The sequence below is a fragment of the Domibacillus aminovorans genome, assembly GCF_001643235.1.
GTDB lineage: Bacteria > Bacillota > Bacilli > Bacillales > Domibacillaceae > Domibacillus > Domibacillus aminovorans.
The window spans coordinates 111927-119636 of the sequence record NZ_LQWY01000021.1 but is presented as its reverse complement, the minus strand read 5'-3'; the positions used below and the strand labels follow the sequence as shown (position 1 = coordinate 119636).

6 protein-coding genes and 1 pseudogene are annotated in these 7710 nt (G+C 36.5%); 4 read left to right on the top strand and 3 right to left on the bottom strand.

The genetic code is table 11. The features are described 5' to 3' along the window. Positions 1-402: 402 nt before the first annotated feature. A complete protein-coding gene (locus tag AWH49_RS09275; RefSeq protein ID WP_063965461.1) occupies positions 403-1638 on the bottom strand; it encodes a helix-turn-helix domain-containing protein in 1236 nt (411 codons plus the stop codon). 157 nt (positions 1639-1795) lie between these two features. Here AWH49_RS09275 and AWH49_RS09270 point away from each other — a divergent pair, with 157 nt between their 5' ends. Next, on the top strand, positions 1796-4096 hold the full coding sequence (locus tag AWH49_RS09270) for a glycoside hydrolase family 2 protein (RefSeq protein WP_063965460.1): 2301 nt from the start codon (positions 1796-1798) through the stop codon (positions 4094-4096). Between the two features lie 75 nt (positions 4097-4171). Then, complete coding sequence (locus tag AWH49_RS21235; protein WP_425305703.1) at positions 4172-4345, top strand: WapI family immunity protein; 174 nt, start codon at positions 4172-4174, stop codon at positions 4343-4345. 58 nt (positions 4346-4403) lie between these two features. Here AWH49_RS21235 and AWH49_RS20720 read toward each other — a convergent pair. Together AWH49_RS20720 and AWH49_RS09265 are read right to left on the bottom strand one after the other, a co-directional pair. Beyond that, a pseudogene (locus AWH49_RS20720) lies at positions 4404-4604 on the bottom strand (NAD(P)-dependent oxidoreductase); the annotation flags it as partial. A 9-nt stretch (positions 4605-4613) separates the two neighbouring features. Beyond that, on the bottom strand, positions 4614-5054 hold the full coding sequence (locus tag AWH49_RS09265; RefSeq protein WP_034290050.1) for a cell wall hydrolase: 441 nt from the start codon (positions 5052-5054) through the stop codon (positions 4614-4616). Positions 5055-5352: 298 nt separating this feature from the next. Between AWH49_RS09265 and AWH49_RS09260 the strand changes: the two genes are divergently transcribed. Continuing rightward, positions 5353-7419: a BglG family transcription antiterminator gene (locus AWH49_RS09260; RefSeq protein WP_063965459.1), complete on the top strand. Its 2067-nt coding sequence runs from the start codon at positions 5353-5355 to the stop codon at positions 7417-7419. Next, a complete protein-coding gene (locus AWH49_RS09255) occupies positions 7416-7682 on the top strand; it encodes a PTS sugar transporter subunit IIB (RefSeq protein WP_018392034.1) in 267 nt (88 codons plus the stop codon). Before AWH49_RS09260 ends, AWH49_RS09255 begins: the two co-directional genes overlap by 4 nt. The last annotated feature ends 28 nt before the right edge of the window (positions 7683-7710 follow it).

Below are 7710 nucleotides of genomic sequence, written 5' to 3'. Positions count from 1 at the left end.
GAAAAGGGATTCCGTCATTTACACAAAATTCTTGACGCTCCCGACAACAGTTTTGTTTTTATTATACATTGCTTTTCTCCTTTATGTAGATATTCTACTTTACACATTTGATAATTTAAGATTGAGCCACTACCAAACTATCTACATAGGAAGTGGAAAAAAAGAGGATCTATATGACCTAATAATATATTATCAAATTTTTGAAAGACGTAGAAGGCAATCACAAAGACATATTAAATATTTTTGATATTTCAAGAAATACCGTTAAAGTGATAGTTTATATCCCGGTATCGAGTGGTCGTTCATAGAGGCTGTTCCAAAAGTTGGCGCTTAACGGACTTTTAAATAAACAAATTGAAGTGGCGCTGCATTATGTATGCACACGGTAGAATTAAACCAACTTTAGCTATTTTTACTTTTAATATATTGGGATGGTGTTAAGGATGTCATTTTTTTGAAAACTCTACTAAAATAATTTAGATCATTAAAACCGACCATAAAAGCAATTTCTGTAATCGATATATTTCCTCTTTGTAAATACAACTTTGCTTCCTCGACCCTTTTTTGATTAATATAATCAATTATATTCATATTGGTATCTTCCTTAAACTTGCGTGAAAGATGGGAAGAGTTCACGTGGATTGTTGCCGCGATATCATGTAGTGTTAAAGGATTTTCTATATTAAAATGAATATAATCTACAGCCCTTTTCACAATGGGGCTATAATGACGCGTCGAAAATCCATTTACAACATCACAATATTCATTCACCATTACGATACCTAATTTTTTTAGATAAGGTAGATTCGGGGCTCTTTCAATTAAAATGGCAAATTTTTCAGAAATCGTGTGAATATAAATGGGATGAACTCCTCCTCTTTCAGCAGCTATTCTACACAACGTGTTCAAAACCAATGATATATTTTTAGCCGATCGAATAGGGCTTTCAGGTATTCGATCGGAAATATTTAAGAGACCGCTGTTTTCTTGTGAAATACGGGCTATTTCCTCTTTATCTCCTCGTGCAATGGCATTCATTAGTTGCTTCTCATATGTATATCTAATTTCTATAATGTTTTTACCTTCAGCAATAGTGGTTTTTAGTTGCTCTTTGTTTTGTGTTGGTGTAACGATATCAGAGGTGATTAGTTGTGAATCAACATGAGGATGTATACACATATTAACAAGTAAATCTCCGATGTTGTTAGAAGCATTACTACTTAGAACGGATAAGGATGTATAGAATTCTTGGAGTTGTTTTCGTTCACTGACAGGCAGTTTGTTTTTAGAGATCATATCGCTAGTAAAGTCTATAATCGGTATACTCGAAAGAAAAGGGCCGATTAAAATGAAACCAGAGAAAGATCTATTATTCCATAGACCAGCTGCAATATACTCAAGACCATAGGAATTTATATAGTAATAGTAGCTATTCGATTTATTTTTTCTTAATGTTTCATTAATAGTGAGGTACTCATGATCAACGTTTTGTAGTACGGCTGGAATGCCATGATTCACTAGTTGTAAAAGAGCATTCCCATCCTTATCAATGAGCCTAACATCCATATTAGTGATCGTATTCAATATCGTACATAGTTTATTGAAATCATTAAAATCAAATTCTGATTTTTCAAGCATAATATCACCTCTTCGTTTATTTATGCTTACTATTATACATGTGAATTTTTTAAAAGGACATATATGTGCTAATTGAATCATAAAAGTGCGATTATCAAAATGGGCAATATCATATAATGAACTTAAGCGCATTCAAATGATATGAGGAGGAAGAACAATGAGAAATATTATTAATATAAATAGTGCATGGAAATTTATAAAGCAAGATGAAGTAAAAGCAATGGATCAAGCCTATAATGATGAAAATTGGGAAGTCGTTCATGTCCCTCACACGTGGAACGCGATTGATGGAGCAAATGGATTTGATTTTTATAAAGGGGCTTGTTGGTATAGAAAAGAGTTTGATTTAGATACATTGGCCCAAGGAAACAAAGTCTTTATTGAATTCGAAGGATCTAATAGCATTACAGATGTATATGTGAATGGCAGGCATATGGGACAACATAAAGGTGGGTATTCTACTTTTCGATTTGATATTAGTGATGTTGTTGAATTTGGAACGAAGAATACGCTAGCTGTCAAAGTGGACAATACAGTTGTTGATGATGTATATCCTCAAATGGCAGACTTTACATTCTACGGTGGGATTTATCGTGATGTTAATCTAGTGATAGCGAATCATGTTCATTTCGACTTAATGGATTATGGTTCAAAAGGAATTTATGTGATTCAAGATGATGTAAATGAAGAAAAAGCTTTACTCACAATTAAGTCAAAGATAACAAATGATCGCGATGAAGAGACAAAAGTAAGACTGTGGGCAGATATTTTAGATGCTGAAGGTCAAAATGTTGCTTATGCAGCCAAAGAAGTCGTACTTGCATCAGGAGAAACGAGAGAAGAAGAAATGTCAGTTGTCATCGAAAACCCAACATTATGGAATGGCCGAAAAAATGCTTATATGTATGAAGCAAGAGTGTCTATGCAACGTTTTAACGATACGGTGGATGAGCTTTCCATTCCTTTCGGTGTCAGATACTTTGAAGTGGATGCTGATAAAGGGTTCTTCTTAAATGGAGAGCATCTTGCCTTAAATGGTGTTTCAAGACATCAAGATCGAAAAGATATGGGCTGGGCGATTACGGAAAAAGAACATGAAGAAGATATGGAATTAATGAAAGAGGTAGGAGCCACTTCCATCCGATTGGCACACTATCAACATGACCAATATTTCTATGATCTATGTGATCAAGAAGGGATGGTTGTCTGGGCTGAAATACCATTTATCTCTGTTATGTCAAAAACAGAACTAGAAGGTATAAATGCCAAACAACAAATGATTGAATTAATTAGACAAAACTTTAATCATCCATCCATTATGTTCTGGGGGATTCAAAATGAAATTCAAATTAGCGGAGAAAGACCAGAACTTCGAAAACTTGTGAAAGAATTAAATGAGTTAACGAAAAAAGAAGATCCTACTAGATTAACGACAATGGCAAATGTTATGTTCGTGAAAGACGAAGATGAGTATAATTATATGACAGATATCGTTGGCTATAATAAATATTATGGTTGGTATAATGGTGTGGCTGAAGATTTTGCCGGATGGCTTGATGGATTTCATAAGACGAATCCGACTGTAAAAGTAGGTATATCTGAATACGGTGCAGAAGGTATTTTACAATATCATAGCAATGATCCAAAAGTAAAAGACTACACGGAAGAATATCATGCGTTATATCATGAAACCGTTTGGAAAATCTTTGCGGAACGTCCTTTCTTGTGGTCAACATACGTATGGAACATGTTTGATTTCGGTGCCAATATACGAGATGAAGGCGGCGTAAAGGGAAGAAATAACAAAGGTTTAATCACGTACGATAGAAAGATTAAAAAGGATGCTTTCTATATGTATAAAGCAAATTGGTCAGATGAAAAATTTGTGCATATTACGAGCAAACGATTTGTTGATCGAGCAGATGATGAAATCAAAGTGAAAGTGTATTCGAACTGTGAGGAAGTCACACTTTATGTGAATGGGTCTGAGGTGTCTGCAAAAACAAGTGATGATCGAATCTTTATTTTTGAAAACATTGCTTTACAAGCTGGAATAAATGAAGTAAAAGCCATCGTTAATCATGAAGATAACCGCTTTGAAGATACAGCTAAATTCAATAAAGTGAATGAACCAAATGAAAGCTATAAAGCGCCTGAAGAAGAAGGCGGCTCCGTATCCAACTGGTTTGAAATGCCGGACTTGGATGATGTTGAAACAGAAGAACTTCACATAGCTGATGATGTGTATTCAACACGCTGCAACTTTGAAGAGCTTTTCAAAAATGAAGAAACGAAGGCGGTGCTTGATAAGTATTTAGCCGGCATTGAAGAGCACCCAATGTTCGGAATGATACAAACAATGACTGTTGATACGATGTCTGAATTGGCATCAGAACAATTTAATGAAAAAATGTTATACACTCTTAATAAAGAACTAACAAAAATTAAAAAGTCATAAATAATGAAGAAAGGGGCTGCTTTATGTTAAGCAGCCTCTTTTAATTTTTTAAAAAAAAGGCTCTGTTAAAGTTCAATGTTAATAAAAGTCATGGTTCATTCTGATAGAGTTTCATTGGTAACATGCTACCCTTCTGGATATGGTGCCGTTCTTCGGTTTGAATTTGAATCAGACCAATCTTATTTAAAAGATTTAATAAAAGAACTGGATGCTATTTTGGCTATCTTTCCTGTTATCGGAAAGCCCTAGATATCAAGCTAAGTGTGAAAAAAATCATCAATATCACTAACCAGAGCTTTATGATTTAATCAGCGCCTTTCTTCGCAAAAGCCACGGCTACCGCCCGACCAATTCCGCTATCTCTGCCTGTTATAATGGCTGCTCTCCATTTAAGCTTGCCGCTCCCTATATATCCTGCATAATCGAAAATAGGCCTTGGATGCATCTGCGACTCCAGACCAGGTACTCGGTCCTGATGTTGTGCTGGAAAAGTTAAAAGCTTACTCAAAGAGTAAGCTTATCCGATATAAACACTAGCACATGTTCCAGCTTTTGGTTCATAATAACAATGATTTTTATATTGACCAGAAAAAGGTTGATCGTACCATGTTGGAGGGCATGGAGCATATGGATTAAAATACCAAAGAGCATATTTCCCTGGGTGTTGTCTCCAATAATCCAAATTCTGTTTTGCTAATCTTTTTTCAGTACCTCTCGCTCTTTGATAAAATAGATTCCCTTTTTGAACAGCTTCAAAGGAATAATTTCCTCCTTGTACTTGAAAAATAACATCGGAAATTGTTCTTAAATCTTTAAAGTCTAAACAATCTGCTACAAGACGATTAACAATTACATTTCCAACATATAACATTCCCTGTTTTCCTTCGCCTTCGGCTTCTGCTCTCATCATCCTTGCCATTAAGTCAACGTCCGAACTTCGGTAAGGTACTCTTGGCATTTTTACACCCCCAACATATAGTATGAAAAAAAACCTACATTGGTGTAGACTTTGTTCAAATATCAACAATGAAGTTTAACAGAGCCTAAAAAAAAGAAAAAAGCCTAATTGTCTCTTTTAATTGAAGAGCTAAATGGGGCTTTTTAAATTAAAATGAAAACCTCTTAATGATTGAAAATTGCTCCTCATTCAACTAGAGAGTATATTGTTGTGCAGACTAGAGGACAATAATAGGTCTTAGAAACAATGTTTATCCCACGAGAATTAAGATATTGTAGAAATAGGGGAGGGCAGTGAGATGTTGTTAGATGAACGAAGTGTTAATTTACTGCAAGCTTTACAACAGTCTTCCAATTTAAAAATGAATCAATTACAGTCACAAACAGGTCTGACCCGCAGACAAATACAATATAGTATTGGAAAAGCGAATGACTGGCTTCAATATCATAACTATCAACCTATTGGGTATGACCGGCAAGTAGGGTATTACTTGTCTGATAAAATTCAAGATGAAGAATTACAAGGAAAACTGACGAAACGCACGTATGTGTTTTCTGAAACAGATCGAGAAAAGGTCTTTTATTTGATGCTTTTACTTAGCCGAGAGCCTTTGTCTGTTTATCACTTTCAGTCGATTACGGGGCTTTCACGCAATACAGTATTGAAGGATCTGCAGCGGCTCAAGAAACATGCACAATCACTGCAACTGCACATTCACTATTCGAAGCAGGACGGCTACGTGATAAAAGGGGATAGCAACAAGAAAAGGTACGTCATCGAACAGCTTATCCATGATGTATTGCACAGCACGAATAGTCATCTCATTATGGAATGTATATGGGGAGATCAACGGGAACAAATAAACGCGTTGCGGGTGCAGCTGGAACAAATCGAACGAGCATTAGGGATCACCTTTACGGATGAGCGGCTGCAAGAATTAACCTATCTTTTTTTATGTACCGACCAGCTCATTGGAAAGGGAGAAAGTTTACATTCTACACTTAGCTGGGAACCGTTGATCTCAACGGAAGAATTCAACATCATTGAGCAAATGACTCAAACGGATGCCATTCATTCTGTTTGGAGTCAAACAGAACAGTTATATGCAACATTGCACCTATTAAGTATGAATCGGACAAAAGATGTATCTCCATTGGAAGAAGATACGGTCATTCAAGATTTCCTAAGTGAAATTGTCGAAGAGTTTGAACGATTAGCTTGTCTGCACTTATATGATAAAGAACAGTTCTATAAACAATTGTACGTTCATTTCAAGCCTGCTTATTACCGAATGAAGTATCAAATATCTTTAACAAATCCAATGACTGAAAGAGTCCAAAAAGTGTATCCAGAGCTCTATCATCTCACAAAAAAATCATTGGGACCGCTCGAAAAAGTGATCGGTTATCCTGTACCTGAAGATGAAGCAGCGTATTTTACCATCCATTTTGGCGGGTGGCTTCGGAAGCAAGGCACAACACTTGACGATCGAAAGCGTGCGATTGTTGTGTGCCCGAATGGAATCGGCATTAGTAACATCTTAATCTATACGTTACGAGAATTGTTTCCAGATATTTTATTCTTGGATGTTTTGTCCGTTCGGGATGCGGCTAGTTATAACTTATCTTATGATTTAGTGTTTTCGACAGTGCACCTTCGAACAGATGCCACTTTGTTTGTCGTCCCGCCTATTTTAGAAATACAAGATAAGCACACGCTGCGTCAGCAAGTCATGCAGGAGTTGTATGGATATACTGTGCAAAATGTAGATGTGACGGCTTTGTTAAAAGTGATTTCTAAATATGCGACCATCCATGACCGAGGTGAACTTGAAAAAGCGTTGCAGTCCACTATTTATACGCATACAGAAAAAATAAACAAGCATTCATTAAAGGAGGCAAAGAAACCGGTGTTAGAAGAATTACTCACTTTACAAACGATTCAACTACAATCGCGTGTTTCGGATTGGAAAGAAGGAATAAAAGTGGCAGCGGAGCCTCTTGTCCAATTAGGAACGATAGAAGAAGGCTATGTAGAAGCGATGATTAATTCGATTGAGGCGAATGGACCCTATGTCGTGATCACGCCAGGTGTAGCGATTCCACACGCACGGCCTGAACAAGGAGTACGGTCTTTATCCATGAGCCTGTTAAGACTGGATGAACCCGTTAACTTCGCACCAGATAAACCGGTTCGACTGATTATTGTCTTGGCCGCGGTAGACAGTGACTCCCATTTACGTGCATTAATTCAGTTGACACAATTATTGAGTGAACCATCTAATATTGATGATATTTTACAGAGTTTAGACAAATCCGTACTGCTCGATTACGTTCATAAATATTCAAAGGAGGAAACAGCATGAAAATCATGGTCGTTTGTGGAAATGGATTAGGCAGCAGTTTTATTATGGAGCTAAATGTGAAGAAAGCATTAACAGAAATGGGAAAAACAGCAGAAGTCGATCATACAGACTTAACGTCAGCTAAAACAGTCCAAGCCGATATTTTCCTAGGAGCGGCGGACATTGTCGGGCAGCTGGATGATGGAAGCCGTACGATTGTAACGTTGGAAAACATGATGAGCATCCCAGAAATTAAATCTAAATTAGAGTCACACCTGAATTAATGTCTTTCGGGTAAAGGAGGGCAAACGT